Genomic DNA, 19,786 nt, shown 5'->3' on the forward strand with positions numbered 1-19,786 from the left:
ATGATCGAGGCGACCAAGGGCATCAACAGTTATTACCTGACGAGCGACGGCGGCACCATGAGCTACCGTACCCGGATTCGCACCCCAAGCTACCCGCACCTGCAACAGATCCCTTCAGTGATCAAAGGCAGCATGGTCGCGGACTTGATCGCGTACCTGGGTAGTATCGACTTCGTTATGGCCGACGTGGACCGTTAAGCATGAACAGCACGCTCATCCAGACAGACCGTTTCGCCCTGAGCGAAACCGAGCGCTCGGCCATCGAGCACGAAATGCATCACTACGAGGACCCGCGCGCGGCGTCCATCGAAGCCCTGAAGATCGTTCAGAAAGAACGCGGCTGGGTGCCGGACGGCGCCATCTACGCCATCGGCGAAGTGCTGGGCATCCCGGCCAGCGACGTTGAAGGCGTGGCCACGTTCTACAGCCAGATCTTCCGTCAGCCAGTAGGCCGCCACATCATCCGCGTCTGCAACAGCATGGTCTGCTACATCGCCGGTCACGAAGACATCGTTGGCGAAATCCAGAGCAAGCTCGGCATCGGCCTGGGTCAGACCACCGCCGACGGCCGCTTTACCCTGCTGCCTGCCTGCTGCCTGGGCAACTGCGACAAGGCGCCAGCGGTCATGATCGACGACGACACGTTCGGCAATCTGCAGCCTGCGGGCGTTGCCCAACTGCTGGAGGGTTACGTATGACCATCACTTCCTTCGGTCCGGCCAACCTGATCAAGCGTACGCCGGAAACCCACCCGCTGACCTGGCGCCTGCGTGACGACGGCGAGCCGGTATGGCTCGACGAGTACCAGGCCAAAGACGGCTATGCAGCAGCTCGCAAGGCGCTGACCCAGCAATCGCCTGATGAAATCGTCCAGTCGGTCAAAGACTCCGGCCTCAAGGGTCGCGGCGGTGCGGGCTTCCCCACCGGTGTGAAATGGGGCCTGATGCCCAAGGACGAATCCCTCAACATCCGCTACCTGCTGTGCAACGCGGACGAGATGGAACCGAACACCTGGAAAGACCGCATGCTGATGGAGCAACTGCCCCATCTGCTGGTGGAAGGCATGCTGATCAGTGCCCGCGCACTGAAAGCCTACCGTGGCTACATCTTCCTGCGTGGCGAATACGTCACTGCCGCCAAGCACCTGAACCGTGCCGTGGAAGAAGCCAAGGCCGCGGGCCTCCTGGGCAAGAACATTCTGGGCACCGGCTTCGATTTCGAGCTGTTCGTCCACACCGGCGCCGGGCGTTACATCTGCGGTGAAGAAACCGCACTGATCAACTCCCTGGAAGGCCGCCGCGCCAATCCGCGCTCCAAGCCGCCCTTCCCTGCCGCCGTCGGCGTGTGGGGCAAGCCAACCTGCGTGAACAACGTCGAAACCCTGTGCAACGTCCCGGCGATCGTGAACAACGGCAATGACTGGTACAAATCGCTGGCCCGCGAAGGCAGCGAAGACCACGGCACCAAGCTGATGGGCTTCTCTGGCAAGGTGAAGAACCCGGGAATCTGGGAGCTGCCATTCGGTCTGCCCGCTCGCGAGCTGTTCGAAGACTACGCAGGCGGCATGCGCGACGGCTACAAGCTCAAATGCTGGCAGCCAGGCGGCGCCGGTACCGGTTTCCTGTTGCCTGAACACCTCGACTGCCTGTTCTACGCCGGTGGCGTGGCCAAGGTCGGCACCCGGATGGGTACCGGTCTGGCGATGGCGGTGGACGACAAGGTCAACATGGTCTCGCTGCTGCGCAACATGGAAGAGTTCTTCGCCCAAGAGTCGTGCGGTTTCTGCACCCCTTGCCGCGATGGCCTGCCGTGGAGCGTGAAAATGTTGCGCGCCCTCGAAAAAGGCCAGGGTCAACCGGGCGACATCGAGACGCTGCTGGGGTTGGTCAACTTCCTCGGCCCAGGCAAGACCTTCTGCGCCCACGCACCGGGCGCCGTGGAACCTCTGGGCAGCGCGATCAAATATTTCCGCTCCGAATTCGAGGCAGGCGTCGCACCGCAACGTGCGGCAGGCCATGCGCTTGAATTGATGGCGGGCAAGGCACCGACCATCGTCGGCGCATAAACAGACTGACCGGTCGATAAGCCAAAGGCCTGTCGACCCTTGCCTCGGTTGCGCCACTGAATGTCACACCTCAGCGGCTGTTTGAACCGGAGCAGAACCGAGATTCCATTAGCCACGCCCGCTGACACCGGGCCAACGAAGACCTTTGAACCATGGCTACTATCCACGTAGACGGCAAAGCGCTCGAAGTCGATGGCGCAGACAACCTGTTACAGGCCTGTCTGTCGCTGGGGCTCGACATCCCTTATTTCTGCTGGCATCCAGCCCTTGGCAGCGTCGGCGCCTGTCGCCAGTGCGCGGTCAAGCAGTACACCGACGAGAACGACACCCGTGGTCGTATCGTCATGTCCTGCATGACCCCTGCCCAGGACAACACCTGGATTTCCATCGACGACGAAGAATCCAAGGCGTTCCGCGCCAGCGTCGTCGAATGGCTGATGACCAACCACCCTCACGACTGCCCGGTCTGCGAGGAAGGCGGGCACTGCCACCTGCAGGACATGACCGTGATGACCGGCCACAACGAGCGCCGGTATCGCTTCACCAAACGCACCCACCAGAACCAGGACCTTGGGCCGTTCATCGCTCACGAGATGAACCGCTGCATCGCCTGCTATCGCTGCGTGCGCTTCTATAAAGACTACGCCGGTGGTACCGACCTGGGCGTGTACGGCGCTCACGACAACGTGTACTTCGGTCGCGTTGAAGACGGCGTGCTGGAAAGCGAGTTCTCCGGCAACCTCACCGAGGTCTGCCCGACCGGTGTGTTCACCGACAAGACCCACTCCGAGCGCTACAACCGTAAATGGGACATGCAGTTCTCGCCGAGCATCTGCCACGGCTGCTCAAGCGGTTGCAACATCAGCCCCGGTGAGCGTTATGGCGAAATCCGCCGTATCGAGAACCGCTACAACGGTTCGGTCAACCAGTATTTTCTGTGTGACCGTGGCCGTTTTGGTTATGGCTACGTCAACCGCGCCGATCGCCCACGTCAGCCACTGCTGACCCAGGGCAACGTCAAGCTGAGCCTGGACGAAGCATTGGACAAGGCCGCCGACCTGCTGCGCGGCCGCACCATCGTTGGTATCGGTTCGCCGCGTGCCAGCCTGGAAAGCAACTTCGCCCTGCGCGAACTGGTGGGCAGCGAGTACTTCTACTCCGGTATCGAAGCCGGTGAGCTGGAGCGTCTGCGCCTGGTGGTTCAGGTCCTGAAAGACAGCCCGCTGCCGATCCCGACCCTGCGTGAAGTCGAAGAGCATGACGCTGTGTTCATCCTCGGCGAAGACGTCACCCAGACTGCCGCGCGCATGGCCCTGAGCCTGCGTCAATCGGTCAAGAACAAGGCCGAAGACATGGCCGCTGCGATGAAAGTCCAGCCATGGCTCGACGCCGCCGTCAAGAACATCGGTCAGCACGAGCTGAACCCGCTGTTCATCGCCAGCCTGGCGGAAACCCGTCTGGACGACATCGCCGAAGAATGCGTACACGCCGCGCCGGATGATCTGGCCCGCATCGGTTTCGCCGTGGCTCATGCCATCGACCCGAGCGCCCCGGCCGTGACCGGTCTGGACAGCGAAGCGCTGGAACTGGCTCAGCGCATCGCCGCCGCCCTGCTGGAAGCCAAGCGTCCGTTGATCGTCTCCGGTGCCTCGCTGGGCTCCAAGGCGCTGATCGAAGCCGCTGCCAACATCGCCAAAGCCCTGAAGCTGCGCGACAAGAACGGCTCCCTGAGCCTGATCATCCCTGAAGCCAACAGCATGGGCCTGACCCTGTTCGGTGGTGACTCGGTGGATGCGGCGCTGGATCAAGTGATCTCGGGCAAAGCAGACGCCATCGTCGTGCTGGAAAACGACCTGTTCACCCGCACCGACGCCGCCAAGGTGGAAGCTGCACTGAACGCCGCGAAAGTGGTGATCGTCGCTGACCATCAGAAGACCGCGACCACTGATCGCGCCGATCTGGTGCTGCCTGCTGCCAGCTTCGCGGAAGGCGACGGTACGCTGGTCAGCCAGGAAGGCCGGGCCCAGCGCTTCTTCCAGGTCTACGACCCGACCTACCTGGACGCGAGCATTCAGATCCATGAAGGCTGGCGCTGGTTGCACGCCCTGCGCGCCACCCTGCTGAACAAGCCGGTAGACTGGACGCAACTGGACCACGTCACCGAAGCCTGTGCCGCGAGCAATGCACAACTGGCCGGTATCGTCGGCGCTGCGCCTTCTGCTGCGTTCCGCATCAAAGGCCTGAAACTGGCCCGCGAACCACTGCGTTACAGCGGCCGGACCGCCATGCGCGCCAACATCAGCGTCCACGAACCGCGCACCCCGCAAGACAAAGACTCGGCATTCGCCTTCTCGATGGAAGGTTACTCGGGCTCCGCCGAACCGCGCTCTCAAGTGCCGTTCGCCTGGTCGCCGGGCTGGAACTCCCCACAAGCGTGGAACAAGTTCCAGGACGAAGTCGGTGGTCACCTGCGCGCTGGCGATCCAGGCGTGCGCCTGATCGAAAGCAGCGGCGACAAACTGGGCTGGTTCGCCAGCGTGCCGCGCGCCTTCTCCCCGGCCCAAGGGACCTGGCAAGTGGTGCCGTTCTTCCACCTGTTCGGCAGCGAGGAGAACTCCTCCAAAGCCGCACCGGTGCAAGAGCGCATCCCTGAAGCCTACGTTTCGCTGGCCAAGTCCGAAGCGGATCGTCTGGGCGTCAACGACGGTGCCCTGCTCAGCCTGAACGTTGCCGGTCAGACCCTGCGTCTGCCACTGCGCATCAACGAAGAGTTGGGCGCGGGTCTGGTGGCACTGCCATCGGGTCTGGCGGGCATTCCTCCGGCACTGGCCGGGAAAACCGTTGACGGTCTGCAGGAGGCAGCGCAATGACGTGGTTTACCCCTGAAGTGATCGACTCGATCATTGCCGTGCTCAAGGCCATCGTGGTGCTGCTCGCCGTGGTGGTCTGCGGCGCGCTGCTCAGCTTCGTCGAGCGTCGCCTGCTGGGCTGGTGGCAGGACCGGTACGGTCCCAACCGCGTCGGCCCGTTCGGCATGTTCCAGATCGCCGCGGACATGCTGAAGATGTTTTTCAAGGAAGACTGGAACCCGCCCTTCGTCGATCGCATGATCTTCACCCTGGCGCCGGTCGTGGCCATGAGTGCATTGCTGATCTCGTTCTCGATCATCCCGGTCACCCAGACCTGGGTGGTCGCTGACCTGAACATCGGCCTGCTGTTCTTCTTCGCCATGGCCGGTCTGTCGGTCTATGCGGTGCTGTTCGCAGGCTGGTCGTCGAACAACAAGTACGCCCTGCTGGGCAGCTTGCGTGCGTCGGCCCAGACCGTGTCGTACGAAGTGTTCCTGGGCCTGTCCCTGATGGGCATCATCGTGCAGGTTGGCTCGTTCAACATGGGCGACATCGTGCAGTACCAGGCCGACCACCTGTGGTTCATCATTCCGCAGTTCTTCGGCTTCTGTACCTTCTTCATCGCTGGCGTGGCCGTGACTCACCGTCACCCGTTCGACCAGCCGGAAGCGGAACAGGAACTGGCCGACGGTTACCACATTGAATACGCCGGCATGAAATGGGGCATGTTCTTCGTCGGTGAGTACATCGGCATCATCCTGATTTCGGCGTTGCTGGTGACCCTGTTCTTCGGTGGCTGGCACGGTCCGTTCAACATCCTGCCGCAACTGTCGTTCATGTGGTTCGTTCTGAAAACCGCGTTCTTCATCATGCTGTTCATCCTGCTGCGCGCCTCCATCCCGCGTCCGCGTTATGACCAGGTGATGGATTTCAGCTGGAAGTTCTGCCTGCCACTGACCCTGATCAATTTGCTGGTGACCGCTGCGGTCGTCCTGGCGGCTCAGTGAGGATCTGACCCATGTTCAAATATATTGGTGACATCGTTAAGGGTACCGGTACCCAGCTGCGCAGCCTGGTCATGATCTTCGGCCATGGTTTCCGCAAGCGTGACACCCTGCAATATCCGGAAGAACCGGTTTACCTGCCGCCACGCTACCGTGGTCGCATCGTCCTGACCCGCGACCCCGACGGCGAAGAGCGCTGCGTGGCCTGCAACCTGTGCGCCGTGGCGTGCCCGGTCGGTTGCATCTCGCTGCAGAAAGCCGAGACCGAAGACGGTCGCTGGTACCCGGACTTCTTCCGCATCAACTTCTCGCGTTGCATCTTCTGCGGTCTCTGTGAAGAAGCCTGCCCGACCACCGCGATCCAGCTCACGCCGGATTTCGAAATGGCCGAGTTCAAACGTCAGGATCTGGTGTACGAGAAAGAAGATCTGCTGATCTCCGGCCCCGGCAAGAACCCTGATTACAACTTCTACCGCGTTGCGGGTATGGCCATCGCTGGCAAGCCGAAAGGCGCTGCACAGAACGAAGCCGAGCCAATCAACGTCAAGAGCTTGCTGCCTTAAAGGAAGAAAGATGGAATTCGCTTTCTATTTCGCATCCGGTATCGCCGTGGTCTCCACCCTGCGGGTGGTGACGCACACGAACCCGGTGCACGCCCTGCTCTACCTGATCATCTCGCTGATCGCTGTGGCCATGACCTTCTTCAGCCTCGGCGCGCCGTTCGCCGGTGCCCTGGAAGTGATCGCTTACGCGGGCGCCATCATGGTGCTGTTCGTGTTCGTGGTGATGATGCTGAACCTGGGCCCGGCCTCGGTTCAGCAGGAACGTGCCTGGCTCAAACCCGGCATCTGGCTGGGTCCGATCCTGTTGTGCGGCCTGTTGCTGGCCGAGCTGATCTACATGCTGTTCGCCCACTCCACCGGTGCCGGTATCGGCCACACCACGGTGGATGCCAAGGCCGTTGGCGTCAGCCTGTTCGGCCCTTACCTGCTGGTTGTCGAACTCGCGTCGATGCTGCTGCTCGCCGCAGCCGTGACCGCGTTCCACGTCGGCCGCAACGAGGCGAAGGAGTAAACCCATGCACTCAGCTATCCCTCTTGAACATGGTCTGGCGGTTGCCGGTGTCCTGTTCTGCCTCGGCCTGGCGGGCCTGTTGGTACGCCGCAACATTCTGTTCGTGTTGATGAGCCTGGAAGTGATGATGAACTCTGCCGCCCTGGCCTTCGTGGTCGCGGGCAGCCGCTGGGCGCAGCCTGACGGGCAAGTGATGTTCATTCTGGTGATCAGTCTTGCCGCCGCCGAAGCCAGTATTGGCCTGGCGATCCTGCTGCAACTGTATCGCCGCTTCCACACTCTCGATATCGACGCTGCCAGCGAGATGCGCGGATGAACCTACTCTTTCTGACTTTCGTATTCCCTCTGATCGGCTTCCTGCTGCTGTCGTTCTCGCGCGGCAAGTGGTCGGAAAACCTGTCCGCCCTCGTCGGCGTCGGCTCCATTGGCCTGTCGGCCATCGTCGCTGCCTACGTGATCTGGCAATTCAACGTGGCGCCGCCGGAAGGTGGCCACCTGACCCTGGTGCTGTGGCGCTGGATGTCGGTGGACGGCTTCGATCCGAACTTCGCCCTGTATGTCGATGGCCTGTCCATCACCATGCTCGGTGTGGTGGTCGGCGTCGGCTTCCTGATTCACCTGTTCGCCTCGTGGTACATGCGCGGTGAAGACGGTTACTCACGTTTCTTCTCCTACACCAACCTGTTCATTGCCAGCATGTTGTTCCTGATCCTGGGCGACAACCTGCTGTTCATCTACTTCGGTTGGGAAGGCGTGGGCCTGTGCTCGTACCTGTTGATCGGTTTCTATTACAGCAACCGCGCCAACGGCAACGCCGCATTGAAAGCCTTCATCGTGACCCGCATCGGCGACGTGTTCATGGCCATCGGCCTGTTCATCCTGTTCCAGCAGCTGGGCACGCTGAACATTCAGGAACTGCTGGTTCGTGCACCTCAACACTTCAAGGTCGGCGATTTCTGGATCGTGCTGGCGACCCTGATGCTGCTGGGCGGTGCGGTCGGTAAATCCGCGCAACTGCCGCTGCAAACCTGGCTGGCAGACGCGATGGCCGGTCCTACCCCGGTCTCGGCACTGATCCACGCCGCGACCATGGTGACCGCGGGCGTCTACCTGATCGCCCGTACTCACGGCCTGTTCGCCCTGGCGCCGGACATTCTGCACCTGGTCGGCATCGTTGGCGGTATCACGCTGGTGCTGGCCGGTTTCGCAGCGCTGGTCCAGACCGACATCAAACGCATCCTCGCCTACTCGACCATGAGCCAGATCGGCTACATGTTCCTGGCGCTGGGTGTAGGTGCCTGGGAAGGGGCGATTTTCCACCTGATGACCCACGCATTCTTCAAGGCCCTGCTGTTCCTGGCCTCCGGTGCGGTGATCGTGGCCTGCCATCACGAGCAGAACATCTTCAAGATGGGCGGCCTGTGGAAAAAGCTGCCTCTGGCCTACACCAGCTTCATCGTCGGCGGCGCAGCGTTGGCGGCCTTGCCGATCCTGACTGCAGGTTTCTACTCCAAAGACGAAATTCTTTGGGAAGCCTTCGCAAGCGGCCATCAATATCTGCTTTATGCAGGTCTGGTCGGTGCGTTCATGACCTCGCTGTACACCTTCCGCCTGATCTTCATCGCCTTCCACGGCGAAGCGAAGACCGAAGCTCACGCTGGCCACGGGATTTCCCACTGGTTGCCGTTGGGCGTGCTGATCGTGCTGTCGACCTTCATCGGTGCCTGGATTCATCCGCCACTGGCCGGCGTGCTGCCGGAAAGCGCGGGTCATGCAGGCGGCGAAGCCAAGCACAGCCTGGAAATTGCCTCGGGCGCCATCGCCCTGGCCGGTATCCTGCTGTCCGCCCTGCTGTTCCTTGGCAAGCGTCGTCTGGTGACGGCCATCGCCAACAGCGGTCCGGGTCGTTTCCTGTCCGCCTGGTGGTTCGCGGCATGGGGTTTCGACTGGGTTTACGACGTGCTGTTCGTCAAGCCTTATCTGGCCATCAGCCGCATTCTGCGTAGCGATCCGCTCGACCACACCATCGGTGTGATCCCGCGTCTGGCCAAGGCCGGTAACAGCCTGATGAGCCGTACCGAAACCGGTCAGCTGCGCTGGTACGCCGCTTCCATCGCCGCAGGTGCCGTACTGGTGCTTGGCGCGATTGTGCTGGTCTGATGAGTCGATCTGACATGAACCTTGCGACTTTGCGAAAGGAATTGAGCCCGTCATGATTCTGCCTTGGCTAATCCTGATCCCCTTCATCGGCGGCCTGCTGTGCTGGCAAGGTGAGCGCTTCGGCCCTACCCTGCCGCGCTGGATTGCGCTGCTGACTATGTCTCTGCTGACGGCCCTGGGCCTGTGGCTGTGGCTGACCGGTACGTACACCTACGCACCAACCCCGGGCGCCGACCCGAGCTGGGCCCTTGAATTCAAGGCCCAGTGGATCCAGCGCTTCGGTATCAGCGTGCACCTGGCCCTCGATGGCCTGTCGCTGCTGATGATTCTGCTGACCGGCCTGCTGGGTATCCTCTCGGTACTCTGCTCCTGGAAAGAGATCCAGCGTAACGTCGGTTTCTTCCACCTGAACCTGATGTGGATCCTGGGCGGTGTCGTTGGCGTGTTCCTGGCCATCGACCTGTTCATGTTCTTCTTCTTCTGGGAAATGATGCTGGTGCCGATGTACTTCCTCATCGCGCTCTGGGGTCACAGCTCGGCGGATGGCAAGAAAACCCGTATCTATGCCGCGACCAAGTTCTTCATCTTCACTCAGGCCAGCGGCCTGATCATGCTGGTGGCGATCCTGGGTCTGGTGCTGGTGCACTTCAATCAGACCGGCGTGATCACCTTCGCGTACGCCGACCTGCTGAAGACCAAACTGGCCCCTGGCACCGAGTACATCCTGATGCTGGGCTTCTTCATCGCCTTCGCGGTGAAACTGCCCATCGTGCCGCTGCACTCCTGGTTGCCTGATGCTCACGCTCAGGCACCGACTGCAGGTTCCGTGGACCTGGCGGGTATCCTGCTGAAAACCGCTGCGTATGGCCTGCTGCGTTTTGCCCTGCCGCTCTTCCCGAACGCCTCGGCAGAGTTCGCACCGATCGCGATGATCCTCGGCCTGATCGGCATCTTCTACGGTGCCTTCCTGGCTTTCGCTCAAACCGACATCAAGCGCCTGATCGCGTTTTCCAGCGTCTCGCACATGGGCTTCGTGCTGATCGGTATCTACTCCGGCAGCCAGCAAGCCTTGCAAGGTGTCGTGGTTCAGATGCTGGCTCACGGTCTGTCCGCCGCTGCACTGTTTATCCTCAGTGGTCAACTGTACGAGCGCCTGCACACCCGTGACATGCGCGAGATGGGCGGCCTGTGGAACAAGATCGCTTACCTGCCGGCCATCAGCCTGTTCTTTGCAGCCGCTTCGTTGGGCTTGCCTGGTACCGGTAACTTCGTCGGCGAGTTCCTGATCCTGATCGGTACTTTCGTCAGCGCTCCGTGGATCACCGCCATCGCCACTTCCGGTCTGGTGTTCGGTTCGGTCTACTCGCTGATCATGATCCACCGTGCCTATTTCGGCCCTGCAAAAACCGAAGAAATCTACCGTGGCATGGAAGGTCGTGAACTGATCATGGTGCTGGGCCTGGCGGTGCTGCTGGTCCTGCTGGGTGTCTACCCGCAGCCGGTCCTCGACACCTCCTCGGCGACCATGCATGGCGTGCAGCAATGGCTTGGCACTGCCTTCACTCAACTCGCTTCGGCCCGGTAAGAGCGCTATGGACCTGACGATTCAACACTTTATCGCGCTGGCGCCGCTGCTGATCACCAGCCTCACCGTTGTAGTGGTGATGCTGGGCATCGCATGGCGTCGCAGTCACTCGCAATCGTTCCTGCTCACTGTGGCGGGACTCAACCTGGCCCTGTTGTCGATTTACCCGGCCTTGAAGGTCGCGCCGCTGGTGGTCACGCCCCTGCTGCAGATCGACAGCTTCGCCCTGCTCTACATCGGCATCATCCTGGTCTCGACCCTGGCCTGCGTCACGCTGGCACACGCCTACATGGGTGAAGGCAAGGCAGGTTATCCGGGCAACCGTGAAGAGCTTTACCTGCTGATCCTGATGGCCGCTGCCGGCGGCATGGTGCTGGTCGCCGCGCAACACCTGGCGGGCTTGTTCATTGGTCTGGAACTGCTGTCGGTACCGGTCTACGGTCTGGTCGCCTACGCGTTCTTCAACAAGCGTTCGCTGGAAGCCGGTATCAAGTACATGGTGCTGTCCGCCGCAGGTTCCGCGTTCCTGCTGTTCGGTATGGCCCTGTTGTATGCCGATGCCGGTAGCCTGGGCTTCGGCGAAATCGGCAAGGCCATCGCCGCGACCGGCATGCCAAGCCAGATGGCCAGCCTGGGTCTGGGCATGATGCTGATCGGCCTGGGCTTCAAGCTGTCGCTGGTACCGTTCCACCTGTGGACCCCTGACGTGTATGAAGGCGCCCCTGCCCCGGTGGCGGCGTTCCTCGCCACCGCCAGCAAGGTCGCGGTGTTCGGTGTGCTGGTTCGCCTGTTCCAGATCTCCCCGGCGGCTACCAGTGGCGTGCTGACCGATGTCATGTCGGTCATCGCCGTGGCGTCGATCCTGATCGGTAACCTGCTGGCCCTGACCCAGAACAATCTCAAGCGTCTGCTGGGTTACTCGTCCATCGCCCACTTCGGTTACATGATGATCGCGATGGTTGCCAGCAAAGGCATGGCGGTCGAGGCCATCAGCGTCTATCTGGTGACCTACGTGCTGACCAGCCTGGGTGCGTTCGGCGTGATCACCCTGATGTCGTCGCCATATAGCGGTCGCGATGCGGATGCGATGTTCGAGTACCGGGGTCTGTTCTGGCGTCGTCCGTACCTGACCGCCGTACTGACCGTGATGATGCTCTCGCTGGCGGGTATCCCGCTGACCACCGGCTTCATCGGCAAGTTCTACATCATCGCGACCGGCGTGGAAGCACACTTGTGGTGGTTGACCGGTTCGCTGGTCGTGGGTAGCGCCATTGGCGTGTTCTACTATCTGCGCGTGATGGTGACGCTGTATCTGCAAGACTCGAAGATCCAGCGCCACGATGCCCCGTTCAACTGGGCGCAGCGTGCAGGTGGTGTGATGCTGTTGGGGATTACGCTGTTGGCGTTCTTCCTCGGTGTGTATCCACAGCCGTTGCTTACTCTGGTGCAGCACGCCGGGCTGTGATGGTTGGCTGAGATGTAAAGAGCCCCGCTTTTTAGCGGGGCTTTTTTATGGGTTGGTTTTGGGTGTTTATGCACCTCATTCGCCAGCAAACGGAGCGCCGCCCGGCCGGCTCCCACAGGGTTGCACAAGCTCCGCCGGACGCGTCCCAAGAGGATGAGCAGGCTTGCTCACCCCGGCAACCGCACTGCCTTCTTGGCGCTGGTAAACAACCCCCACGTCGACATGAACAACGCCGCAATCATCGGCCCGATCACGAACCCGTTCAGCCCGAATACCGCCATCCCGCCCAGCGTCGAAATCAAAATCAGGTAATCCGGCATGCGCGTGTCCTTGCCCACCAGAATCGGCCGCAAGACGTTATCCACCAACCCGATCACAAACACCCCGAACAGCCCCAGCACCACGCCCTGCCAGACCATCCCGCTGACCAGGAAGTACACCGCCACCGGCGCCCAGACGATCCCCGCCCCCACCGCTGGCAGCAATGAAAGAAACGCCATCGCCACTGCCCACAGCAGCGCACTGGGAATGTCGAGCACCCAGAAGATCAAACCGCCCAACGCCCCCTGCGTGACCGCTACCACCACATTGCCCTTCACCGTCGCCCGCACCACACGGGTGAATTTCAATTGCAAGCGACGCTTCTGTGGCTCGGCCAGCGGAATCGCCGCGCGAATCCGCCGCACCAGCTCCGGGCCGTCGCGCAGGAAGAAAAACAACAGGTACAACATGATGAAAAAGCTCACCACAAAATCGAACGTACCCTGCCCGAAACTGAACGCTTGAGTCGCCAGGTATTGGCTGCCTTGCATCGCTGCTTTGGAGATCTTGTCTTGCAGCCCGTTGAAGTCGCCCAGACCCAGACGGTCGAGCCAATGCTGCATCGAGACAGGCAGGACCGCCTTGAATTCGGCCAGGTATTTGGGGATGTCCAGTTGGCCGCTTTCAACATTGCGGTACAACGCGGCGCCCTCTTGAACCATCAGCATGCTAATGATGATCACCGGCAAAATGGCGATCAGCAGGCAGACCAGCAACGTGCACAGCGAGACTGCATTGCGTTTCCAGCCAAAGCGCGCCAGAAACCGTCGTTGCAGGGGGGCGAAGATGATGCCCAGGATCACCGCCCAGAACACGGCGCCGTAGAACGGCAGGAGAATCCAGATGAACGCAACGGTGACCAACACCAGAAGCAGCATCAGGGTTTTGTTTTGCAGCGCGGTTTCGTTCATGTCTCTTCCATGTCATCGAGCGCCGCCAAGCCGCGGCCTGAACGTTAGTCCGCCAATCGTGGCAGGAGTGCCGCCTGTAAAGCGGGTGAGACAGGGGAGGGATAAACGAATGACGGGCCGTTGCGGCCCGCCGTTATCACATCAGATGCGGAATTGCCCGACCAGTTGGCCGAGGCGATGGTTGAGGTCGGTCAGGCTGCGGGACGTCGTGGCGCTGTGTCGGGTTTCGTCGGCCACGCTTTCCACGGCGACGGCGATCTGATGCACGCTGCGGTTGATCTCTTCAGCGACAGCCGTCTGTTCTTCTGCGGCGCTGGCGATCTGCGCGTTCATCGAGTTGATGGTGCCGATCAAATGGCCGATGGTGTCCAGCGACGCGCCCGCCTCGTTAGCCCGCGCCGAGGTGCCATCACCCGCCTCACTGGAGCGACGCATTGCAGCCACCGCCCCCTGCGTGCCCTGTTGCAGGCGATCGATCATGCCCTGAATTTCCTGGGTACTTTGCTGGGTGCGGCTGGCCAGCGCCCGAACTTCATCGGCCACCACGGCAAAACCGCGACCGGCCTCCCCTGCCCGCGCGGCCTCAATGGCGGCGTTGAGGGCGAGCAGGTTGGTCTGCTCGGCAATCGAACGAATCACCCCCAGCACGCCAACGATGGACGTCACGTCATTCTGCAAACTGTCCAGCGAGGAACCGCTGTGGCGGATGTCGTTCACCAATGCATGAATCTGCTGAATGCTGCCATCGACCACCCGTTTTGCAGCCTGACCTTCTTCGTCGGTTTGCTGAGCGGCGATCGAAGCGCCCTGCGCGCTCTTGGCCACTTCCTGAGCGGCGGCGGACATCTGATTGATCGCCGTCGCCACTTGATCGGTTTCGTGACGCTGACGCTCCATGGCCTGCTCGGAGCGTTGTGCCTGGTCCGTCACCTCGCCCACCAGCCGCGTCAGTTGCGAGGTCATGTCCGCAATCTGCCGCACAAGGCTGTGGATCTTGTCGACGAAACGGTTGAAAGAACCCGCCAGTTCACCCAGTTCGTCCTGTGAGGTCACGGTCAGGCGGCGGGTCAAGTCGCCCTCCCCTGCGGCGATGTCATCCAGATTGGCTTTCATCAGGCGCAGTGGACGCAGAATGCTGCCTGCGATCCAGACACCGATGATCGTGATGATCACCAGCACCACCAATGCGATGCCGATGATGCTGATCAACATGTCCGTCATGCGCTCGGCGACCGCCTTGCGCACCTCGGCCACCTTGGCGTCGATGTTGTCCAGATTCACCGAAGAGCCGACGGCCATGTCCCATTTGGCGAGGTATTCGGAGTATCCGAGCTTGGGCACCAGCTCGTTGGAACCGGGTAATGGCGAGGAGTATTCCAGGTAATGGGTGCCTGCTTTCGCGACTTCGACCAAACCGCTGTTGACGTACACGCCATTTGGGTCACGAGCATCCTTGAAGCTTTTGCCGATGCCGTCCGGGCTGTCGCCCTTGAACAGCCGCACGGCTTGGGAGTCGTAGCCGAAGAAGTAGCCATCTTTGGCGTACTTGACCTGCGAGAGCATTTTGATGACCTGAGCGCGGGCCTCCATGTCGCCCGGTGCCGACGCGTCGTACAACGGCTTGATGGTGCCCATGGCCACTGCGACGTAGCTTTGCAACGTGGCCTTGGCTTCCGAGAGCAGGTGCTGGCGGGTTTCTTCGACTTCCCGATCCGCCTGCTGGCGCAGCATGACGACCGTGCTGACACTGATGATCAGCGCGAACAGCAACACCGGTAGCACGGCGAGCGACAGGACTTTGGCTTTCAGATTTAGCCGCATAGGTATCGTGACCCTTTATTATTGTGTGCGTTGCCTCGATGGGCTCCTTATCGGTTAACGGCGCGGCAGCGCGAAAGTTGAGGGTTCGATCACAATCCTGGCCGCTGGTCGTAGCAGCACGGCTACAAGAAAAGAGAAAAGGCCGATGTCATTAATGCGGTCGTTGTCTTTCGGGTAGATCGATACGCACCTGCAACCCGCCCAGCGGACTGTCCAGCAGTTGAATGCGCCCATCCCAGGACTCGACGATGTCCTTGACGATACCCAGCCCAAGGCCATGACCTGTCACCTGTTCATCCAGCCGATTGCCGCGACCGAGCACGTTTTCACGTTGTGACTCGGGAATACCGGGGCCGTCGTCGTCGATCAGCAGGCAATAGCCCTCAGGCGTTTGAGAGATGTTCAGGCACACCGCGCTGTCGGCCCATTTACAGGCGTTATCCAGCAAGTTGCCGAGCAGTTCGAGCAGGTCTTCGCGGTCCCACGGCAAGACGAGGCCCTGACCGACATGATTTTTCAGCTCCAGATGCTCGCCATGGATCATCTGCACAGTGGAAAACAGCACCGGCAACTCGGCGTCGCAGTCGAATCGCACGCCAGGCAAGGCATCCCCTGACAATCGCGCGCGATTCAACTCACGCTCCAGACGCTGCTGAATCTGCTGCAACTGGTCACGCAGCGTGGCCTGAAGTTGTGGATGCTGCGCCAGCTTCTGACCTTGAGCCAGACTCATCAGCACCGCGAGCGGGGTCTTTAGCGCGTGGCCCAAATTGCCCAACGCGTTGCGCGAGCGCTTGAGGCTGTCTTCGGTGTGGGCCAGCAAATGGTTGATCTGCGCCACCAACGGTTCCAGCTCAAGCGGCACCTCTTCATCGAGGTGCGAACGCTGGCCCTGTTGCAATTGCTGAATCTGCTCCCGCGCCCGATCCAATGGGCGCAAGGCGCGCCGGACCGTGACACGTTGCAGTATCAGAATCAGAATCAACCCCGCCAGCCCCAACGCCAGTCCGATGCGCTGCACCAGAGCGAAGCTGGCTTTTACGGGTGTGTAATCCTGTGCGACGGTGATGGCAATCGTCTGACCGAACTTGCGGTACTCGGCATGCAGCAGCAACAACGACTGTCGGGTTTTCGCCAGTTTCAGATCGGCGTGCAGGCCGGCTTCGTCAGGTTGTGGCAGTTCAAGATCCCATAACGAACGCGAACGCCAGTGACCGTCGTCGAAATCAATTCGAAAATAATGACCCGAATAAGGGCGTTGATAGCCCGACGAAAGCCGGCGTTCGTCCAGTTGCAGCCCGGCCGGGCCGCGAACGATGGCCACCAAGAGCGATTCGGCGTCATTGCGCAGTCCGGATTCCAGATAGCGTTGCAGGCCGACTTCGAACAGCCACAGGCTGATCTGTGCCAGCACCAGACCGATGATCAGCAAGACGCTGATCAGTCCCAGGCTCAAACGTCTCTGGATCGACCTCACCCTCCACTCCCGCCAAACCGATAACCTTGACCACGACGGGTCTCCACCACGGCACGCCCCAGCTTGCGCCGCAGGTGGTTCACGTGCACTTCGATGACGTTGGAATCGCGCTCGTTTTCGCCGTCGTACAAATGCTCGGCCAGATGGCTTTTGGAGAGAATCTGCTCAGGGTGCAACATGAAGTAGCGCAACAGACGGAATTCAGCGGCCGTCAGTTGAATGTCTTCGCCATCACGGGTGACGCACTGCCGCCCCTCATCCAGATGCAGCCCGGCAGCTTCGAGTTTCGGCTGGTTGGCCAACCCCCGTGCGCGACGCAACAACGCCTGAATGCGCAATTGCAGTTCTTCCGGGTGAAAGGGCTTGGTCAGGTAATCGTCGGCACCGGCCTTCAGGCCTTCGATCCGTTCGGCCCAGGAACCGCGGGCGGTCAACACCAGAACCGGAGTCGACAGGCCGTCCGCACGCCACTTTTGTAGCACCTCAAGGCCGGGCACCCCCGGCAAACCGAGGTCCAGTACGATGAGATCGTAAGGCTCGCTCGCCCCCTGGTGAATCGCGTCGCGCCCATCCGCAAGCCAATCGACGGCGTACCCCTGGCTCAAGGCACTGACCAGCTCGTCCGCCAGGGGCACGTTGTCTTCAACCAATAACAGCCGCATCAATCATCTTCCTTGTCTTCGAGCAGGCGACTGTCCTTCGCATCGAACTTCAATTCGCGAACCACGTGATCGTGGGTCAGCAACTCGATTTCGTAGACCAGCACATCGTGTTTTTCTTCCAGTTCGGCTTCCAGCAGCTTCGAGCCGGGGTAACGCCCCAGCGCCTGCTCGATGAACTGCTCCAACGGCAGAATCACACCTTGCTGACGCAATTTGAGCGCTTCGTCCTGATCCAGATCACGCGCGACACACACGGTGCAGAGCAAGACAGCGGACGTGGCCAGCAGGCCATAGACGAAGCGCTCGCCGGGACGTTTAGGCGTGATCATCAGGTGTCCTGGTGGTCTTTGAGCACTTGCCCGTTAACGGCGTCCAGTTCGACGTCCCACTCGACGCCCTTGGCATCGCGCAGCTCGACCTGATAAACGTATTTGCCATATTCCTGTTCCAGCTCGGTTTCGGTGATGGTGGCATTCGGGTGCTTGACCAGCGCCGCTGCGTTGAGTTTCTCGAAAGACTGAATAGTACCCGCATCTCGCAGACGCAGCGCCTCATCGGGGCCAAGATCCCGGGCCTGAGCGTAACCGGCTGTGGCGAGCAGGGCAGAAGCGGCAAAAAAGACAGTGAATGTGTTCATGGGAAGTCTCCGTTTCATTCGTTGGGTTGACGGGACTTACGATAAACGCTCGAACTTAATTGAAGCTGAATTTTCTGGCTAGATGCCATCATCACAGACGCCGCTTCATTTTCTGGTCTGCGGCTATAATCTGCCGTCGTTTATCCCCGGAGCTTTCATGACCGCCATTCAGATCAAACGCCCCGCCCTGACCCTCAAGGCGGGCAAACGCGCCATGACGCGAATTCGCGAGCGCGGGCTGTCACCGGCCGATGTCGGCATTATCCCCGGTGCAGCAGGCGGGCCAAAAGCATTGGGGATTCAGGGGCTGGACCTGGCGCTGTTCGGTGACTGGCTGCCGCGTGCGCCTCGCGAGCGTGCGCTGATTGGCGCGTCCATTGGCTCTTGGCGCTTCGCCAGCGCCTGCCTTCCCGATCCCGTGGCCGGCATCGAGCTGTTGGGGCGGCTCTACAACGAGCAGAGTTTTGCCAAGGGCGTGACCATGGCTGAAGTCAGCCAGAGCTGCACGAAAATGCTCGACGACCTGTTGCAAGGCCGCGACGCCAGCGTGCTCAGCCACCCCCTTTATCGCCTCAACATCATGATCGTCAAAAGCCACGGCCTGCTGGCGCGGGATCATCGCGGCGGGCTGGGCCTGGGCCTTGGCTCGGTGATCGCCAACAACCTTCTGAGCCGCTCCCGCCTGTCGCGGCATTTCGAGCGCCTGATCATGCACGACGCACGGCAAGCGCCCCCGCTGTCCGCGTTGACGGATTTTCCCTCCCGCTGTCTGCCACTGGACACCGCCAACTTGCGTCAGTCGCTGCTGGCTTCAGGTTCCATTCCGATGGTGATGCAAGGCGTCATGGACATCCCTGGCGTCGGCCCCGGCACGTTTCGCGACGGCGGCCTGCTGGATTACCACCTGGACCTGCCCTACAGCGGCAGCGACATCGTGCTCTACCCGCACTTTACCGACAAAGTCATCCCCGGTTGGTTCGACAAGGCCCTGCCTTGGCGGCGCGGCGATCAGGGTCGCTTGCAGGACGTCCTGCTGCTGGCCCCGTCACGGGATTATCTGGCTGCGCTGCCCCACGGCAAGCTGCCGGACCGCAGCGATTTCAAGCGCTTCATGGGTCAGGACAGCGCGCGTCAACAGTACTGGCGAACCGCAATGGAAGAGAGTCGACGCATGGGCGACGAATTTCTGGAGCTGGCCGACAGTGGCCGCCTGGCCGACCGTCTTGAACCGCTGATCTAACAGCGTGTTTTAACCGAGCGGTCAGGTTCCGCCTGCCCGTTGCGCGGCCAATGCTGATAAACTCGCCACCTGCATTTTTTCGCCCTGGCGATCGCCACCTTTCAAGGCCCTGAATACCGTGGAAATCTTCAAAGAATTTACCTTCGAATCCGCCCACCGCCTGCCCCACGTCCCGGAAGGCCACAAGTGCGGTCGTCTGCATGGCCACTCGTTCAAAGTGGCCATCTACCTGCAGGGCGAACCTGATCCGCACACCGGCTGGATCCGCGATTTCTCCGAAATCAAGACCATTTTCAAGCCGCTGTATGAGCGTCTGGATCACAACTACCTCAACGACATCCCCGGTCTGGAAAACCCGACCAGCGAGGTTTTGGTGAAGTGGATCTGGAATGAATTGAAGCCACTGCTGCCTGAGCTGTCGGCCATTCGTATCCACGAGACCTGCACCAGCGGTTGTGTGTACCGAGGTGAGTGACGGATTGATCGTACTCAAGGCCCTAAGCGGTTGAAACCTG

18 protein-coding genes and 2 pseudogenes are annotated in these 19,786 nt (G+C 60.9%); 13 read left to right on the plus strand and 7 right to left on the minus strand.

All coding sequences use genetic code 11. The features are described 5' to 3' along the window. The 11 genes and pseudogenes from ACI2KB_RS02470 to nuoN form a co-directional block, all read left to right on the plus strand. Window positions 1-198 (plus strand): annotated as a pseudogene (locus tag ACI2KB_RS02470) (NADH-quinone oxidoreductase subunit C/D); the annotation flags it as partial. Between the two features lie 2 nt (window positions 199-200). Further along, window positions 201-698: an NADH-quinone oxidoreductase subunit NuoE gene (gene nuoE / locus ACI2KB_RS02475; RefSeq protein WP_404631039.1), complete on the plus strand. Its 498-nt coding sequence runs from the start codon at window positions 201-203 to the stop codon at window positions 696-698. Beyond that, on the plus strand, window positions 695-2,065 hold the full coding sequence (gene nuoF, locus ACI2KB_RS02480) for an NADH-quinone oxidoreductase subunit NuoF (RefSeq protein ID WP_404631041.1): 1,371 nt from the start codon (window positions 695-697) through the stop codon (window positions 2,063-2,065). Before nuoE ends, nuoF begins: the two co-directional genes overlap by 4 nt. Before the next feature lie 152 nt (window positions 2,066-2,217). Further along, window positions 2,218-4,935: an NADH-quinone oxidoreductase subunit NuoG gene (nuoG, locus tag ACI2KB_RS02485; protein ID WP_404631043.1), complete on the plus strand. Its 2,718-nt coding sequence runs from the start codon at window positions 2,218-2,220 to the stop codon at window positions 4,933-4,935. After that, the gene (gene nuoH, locus ACI2KB_RS02490) at window positions 4,932-5,921 is read left to right on the plus strand and encodes an NADH-quinone oxidoreductase subunit NuoH (RefSeq protein ID WP_404631045.1); all 990 of its coding nucleotides are present in this window, start codon (window positions 4,932-4,934) and stop codon (window positions 5,919-5,921) included. Before nuoG ends, nuoH begins: the two co-directional genes overlap by 4 nt. Before the next feature lie 11 nt (window positions 5,922-5,932). Continuing rightward, entirely contained in the window at window positions 5,933-6,481 is a 549-nt protein-coding gene (nuoI, locus tag ACI2KB_RS02495; protein ID WP_108239289.1) for an NADH-quinone oxidoreductase subunit NuoI, read from the plus strand. A 10-nt stretch (window positions 6,482-6,491) separates the two neighbouring features. Then, the gene (nuoJ, locus tag ACI2KB_RS02500) at window positions 6,492-6,992 is read left to right on the plus strand and encodes an NADH-quinone oxidoreductase subunit J (protein WP_279890552.1); all 501 of its coding nucleotides are present in this window, start codon (window positions 6,492-6,494) and stop codon (window positions 6,990-6,992) included. A gap of 4 nt (window positions 6,993-6,996) precedes the next feature. Further along, entirely contained in the window at window positions 6,997-7,308 is a 312-nt protein-coding gene (gene nuoK, locus ACI2KB_RS02505; RefSeq protein WP_404631048.1) for an NADH-quinone oxidoreductase subunit NuoK, read from the plus strand. Beyond that, window positions 7,305-9,152, plus strand: a complete 1,848-nt coding sequence (gene nuoL / locus ACI2KB_RS02510) for an NADH-quinone oxidoreductase subunit L (RefSeq protein ID WP_404631050.1) — start codon at window positions 7,305-7,307, stop codon at window positions 9,150-9,152. The genes nuoK and nuoL overlap by 4 nt, the downstream gene beginning before the upstream one ends. A gap of 52 nt (window positions 9,153-9,204) precedes the next feature. Beyond that, the gene (gene nuoM, locus ACI2KB_RS02515) at window positions 9,205-10,737 is read left to right on the plus strand and encodes an NADH-quinone oxidoreductase subunit M (protein WP_108239293.1); all 1,533 of its coding nucleotides are present in this window, start codon (window positions 9,205-9,207) and stop codon (window positions 10,735-10,737) included. 7 nt (window positions 10,738-10,744) lie between these two features. Continuing rightward, window positions 10,745-12,202, plus strand: coding sequence for an NADH-quinone oxidoreductase subunit NuoN (gene nuoN, locus ACI2KB_RS02520; protein WP_404631052.1), 1,458 nt, complete (start codon window positions 10,745-10,747; stop codon window positions 12,200-12,202). Between the two features lie 167 nt (window positions 12,203-12,369). Here the strand turns inward: nuoN and ACI2KB_RS02525 are convergent, their stop codons facing one another. The 7 genes and pseudogenes from ACI2KB_RS02525 to ACI2KB_RS02555 all read right to left on the minus strand — a co-directional run bounded on the left by ACI2KB_RS02525 (window position 12,370) and on the right by ACI2KB_RS02555 (window position 18,031). Further along, window positions 12,370-13,434, minus strand: a complete 1,065-nt coding sequence (locus ACI2KB_RS02525) for an AI-2E family transporter (RefSeq protein ID WP_404631054.1) — start codon at window positions 13,432-13,434, stop codon at window positions 12,370-12,372. A gap of 141 nt (window positions 13,435-13,575) precedes the next feature. After that, on the minus strand, window positions 13,576-14,397 hold the full coding sequence (locus ACI2KB_RS02530) for a methyl-accepting chemotaxis protein (RefSeq protein ID WP_404631721.1): 822 nt from the start codon (window positions 14,395-14,397) through the stop codon (window positions 13,576-13,578). A gap of 36 nt (window positions 14,398-14,433) precedes the next feature. Next, window positions 14,434-15,255, minus strand: a pseudogene (locus ACI2KB_RS02535) (cache domain-containing protein); the annotation flags it as partial. Between the two features lie 151 nt (window positions 15,256-15,406). Continuing rightward, the gene (locus ACI2KB_RS02540) at window positions 15,407-16,732 is read right to left on the minus strand and encodes a sensor histidine kinase (protein WP_404631056.1); all 1,326 of its coding nucleotides are present in this window, start codon (window positions 16,730-16,732) and stop codon (window positions 15,407-15,409) included. Next, a complete protein-coding gene (locus ACI2KB_RS02545; protein WP_404631058.1) occupies window positions 16,729-17,394 on the minus strand; it encodes a response regulator transcription factor in 666 nt (221 codons plus the stop codon). Before ACI2KB_RS02545 ends, ACI2KB_RS02540 begins: the two co-directional genes overlap by 4 nt. Beyond that, the gene (locus ACI2KB_RS02550; RefSeq protein WP_404631060.1) at window positions 17,394-17,723 is read right to left on the minus strand and encodes a PepSY domain-containing protein; all 330 of its coding nucleotides are present in this window, start codon (window positions 17,721-17,723) and stop codon (window positions 17,394-17,396) included. The genes ACI2KB_RS02545 and ACI2KB_RS02550 overlap by 1 nt, the downstream gene beginning before the upstream one ends. After that, window positions 17,723-18,031 (minus strand): PepSY domain-containing protein, encoded by a 309-nt coding sequence (locus tag ACI2KB_RS02555; RefSeq protein WP_404631062.1) that lies wholly within the window; start codon window positions 18,029-18,031, stop codon window positions 17,723-17,725. Before ACI2KB_RS02555 ends, ACI2KB_RS02550 begins: the two co-directional genes overlap by 1 nt. 157 nt (window positions 18,032-18,188) lie before the next feature. Between ACI2KB_RS02555 and ACI2KB_RS02560 the strand changes: the two genes are divergently transcribed. Then, window positions 18,189-19,271 carry a patatin-like phospholipase family protein gene (locus ACI2KB_RS02560; protein WP_404631064.1) on the plus strand — a complete coding sequence of 361 codons (1,083 nt, stop codon included), beginning with the start codon at window positions 18,189-18,191 and terminating at the stop codon, window positions 19,269-19,271. Between the two features lie 118 nt (window positions 19,272-19,389). After that, window positions 19,390-19,746 (plus strand): 6-carboxytetrahydropterin synthase QueD, encoded by a 357-nt coding sequence (gene queD, locus ACI2KB_RS02565; RefSeq protein ID WP_404631066.1) that lies wholly within the window; start codon window positions 19,390-19,392, stop codon window positions 19,744-19,746. The last annotated feature ends 40 nt before the right edge of the window (window positions 19,747-19,786 follow it).

Source organism: Pseudomonas sp. NPDC088444 (genome assembly GCF_044900175.1).
In the GTDB taxonomy this organism is placed as follows: Bacteria; Pseudomonadota; Gammaproteobacteria; order Pseudomonadales; family Pseudomonadaceae; genus Aquipseudomonas.